At 63.4% G+C, this 2,065-nt stretch carries 2 protein-coding genes and 1 pseudogene; 2 read left to right on the top strand and 1 reads right to left on the bottom strand.

From position 1 onward, the window contains the following. Positions 1 to 117, bottom strand: a 117-nt coding sequence (locus B3V69_RS20450) for an N-6 DNA methylase (RefSeq protein ID WP_296449615.1), incomplete at its 3' end; no start/stop codon positions are given. Positions 118 to 280: 163 nt separating this feature from the next. Here B3V69_RS20450 and B3V69_RS20445 point away from each other — a divergent pair. Continuing rightward, on the top strand, positions 281 to 1,450 hold the full coding sequence (locus B3V69_RS20445; protein WP_296449598.1) for an FIST signal transduction protein: 1,170 nt from the start codon (positions 281 to 283) through the stop codon (positions 1,448 to 1,450). Then, positions 1,440 to 2,065, top strand: a pseudogene (locus B3V69_RS20440) (hypothetical protein); the annotation flags it as partial. The gene B3V69_RS20445 and the pseudogene B3V69_RS20440, both read left to right, overlap by 11 nt.

Raw genomic sequence — 2,065 nt, 5'->3', positions numbered from 1 at the left:
TCGCGACAGCGATGCGACCCCCTTGGTGAAAAACAGCACATTGTTTGGCAGCACCACCGCAGCGCGGCCACCGGGCTTGAAGCCCCGGTAGATGTGCTGCAAAAAGCAAAAAAGCACGCGTCTACCTGATGTTGTTCCCCATGCCGCAAGCGGCTAAGATAAACGACACGCATGGCGCACGGCCTGACAGCGCATGGCATGGCGTGGCGCGGCCACGTGGACGTAAAGCAGGCTTGGGGACCGGCCACTTCGTTTGTTATTGATATAAAGGCTCTGAATCATGCGCGCAAAATCGGCCAGCACGACGATCACGGATCCCTACCGCGCTGCCCTATTTCTGGGCCAGTCGCTGGCCGAAATTTCTCCCGAAGTGGTTTTCCTGTTTGTGACGGTCCATTACTCGGACTGGCATGAATTCATGGATGGCTTGTACGACGGACTCGACAATCCGCGGGTGCGCGTCATCGGCGCCAGCGGTGATGGCGTCCATGAAACCTCGCGCAGCGCCGACGTCGGTGCGGCGGCGCTCGGACTCGGCAGCGACGGTGCGGTGCAATGGCATATCGAAAGCAGCGATGGCGTCGAAGCCGATCCGGAAGGCGCGGTGCGCCGCGTGCTGTCCAAGCTGGCCGGACGCCTGGCGGGACGCAAGCCCGCTTTCTATTTCCTGCTGTCCAATTTCAAGACCGATGCCAGCCGTATCGAAACCGTGGTGCGCGATGAAGTCGATGTCCCCGTGGTCGGCGGCATGGCGGGCGACGACAACGACAAGATGGAACGTTGTTGCGTATTTCTCGATCGCGCCGTCGTCCAGGATTCGCTGGTGATGCTGGCGGTGGATGGACCGCTTGCATTCCAGATCCATATCGGCAACGCCGTGTCGCCGGTTGGCGCCCCAGGCGCAATCGACGTCGCCGACGGCAAGACCTTGCACCGCATCGGCGGGCTCGACGCAACCGCCTTTGTCGAACGCGAAACCGGCAAGCCCTTCCTGCGTTCCGATCAAGGCATCGTCACGCTCAACATCCTCAACTCCGGCAACGCGGGCGAAAAGAAGCTGCGCGCGGTGGCCCAGGATTTCGGCACCGAATCCGGCTCGCTGAATCTGCACGGCGGCATTCGCGCCGGTGAACTGGTGCAGGTTTGCGTGGCAAGGCCGGAAGACCTGGTGGCGGAAGTCGATGCGATTGCGGCCCGCGCCCGCGCCTCCGGGTTTCATCCCTGCGCGGCGCTGATCATCAGTTGTGCCGGGCGCAAGTGGCTGTTGGGCGGGCAGATCGAGTTCGAGGTGCGGGCCGTGGTCGATGCATTTCACGGCACGCTGCCGGTCGCAGGGTTCCCCTCCTTCGGCGAAATCGGCCCCTTGTTTCATGAAGGCCGTTACACGCGCAACCTGTTTCACAACATGACCTACGTACTCCTGCTGCTAGGCCACTGCCATGAGCCTTGATGCCGCCACGCTGCTGGCCACGGCAGCGCCGGCCCCAGCCGGCTTCCAGCTGGTCAAACTGACCAAGCGCCACCTGCTGGGCGGCCCGGTTGTGGTGCTGGTGCCGGACATCGCCGTGCTGACGCAAGTTCTGGCGGACTACGCGACGCGCATGCTGGGCATTGTGGTCACCCCCGGCGAGCAGGTGCAGTTGCGGCAGCTCTCGCCCTTGTGCTGGCATGCGACGCTGCCGGCGCAATGGCTGAATGCAGTCGCCTCCCTGGCGCCCGGCTGGCTAACCGCCATCGCCGTGGCCGACGCTGCGAACCAGCGGGTGTTCGCGGCCGAACTGCGCACCGAACGCATTGCCCGCGAACTGGAAGTCACGCGCGTCGACTACAACGACCTGACGATGCGCTTGCGCGATCAGGTGCGCGATCTGCTCGCAACCAAGAACGAACTCGGCCATTTGAATGAAAACCTGGAATCGCGCGTGGCGGTGCGCACCGTCGACCTGGCACAAGCCAACGCCAATCTGCATCGGGTGCTGGAAGATTTGCGCCTGACCCAGAACGAACTGGTGCAGACCGCGCAACTGGCCGGACTCGGCTCGCTGGTCGCCGGGATTGCGCATGA

The sequence above is a fragment of the Rhodoferax sp. UBA5149 genome (assembly GCF_002413825.1).
Lineage (GTDB): Bacteria > Pseudomonadota > Gammaproteobacteria > Burkholderiales > Burkholderiaceae_C > Rhodoferax.
This window is presented reverse-complemented; position numbering and strand designations above follow the sequence as displayed.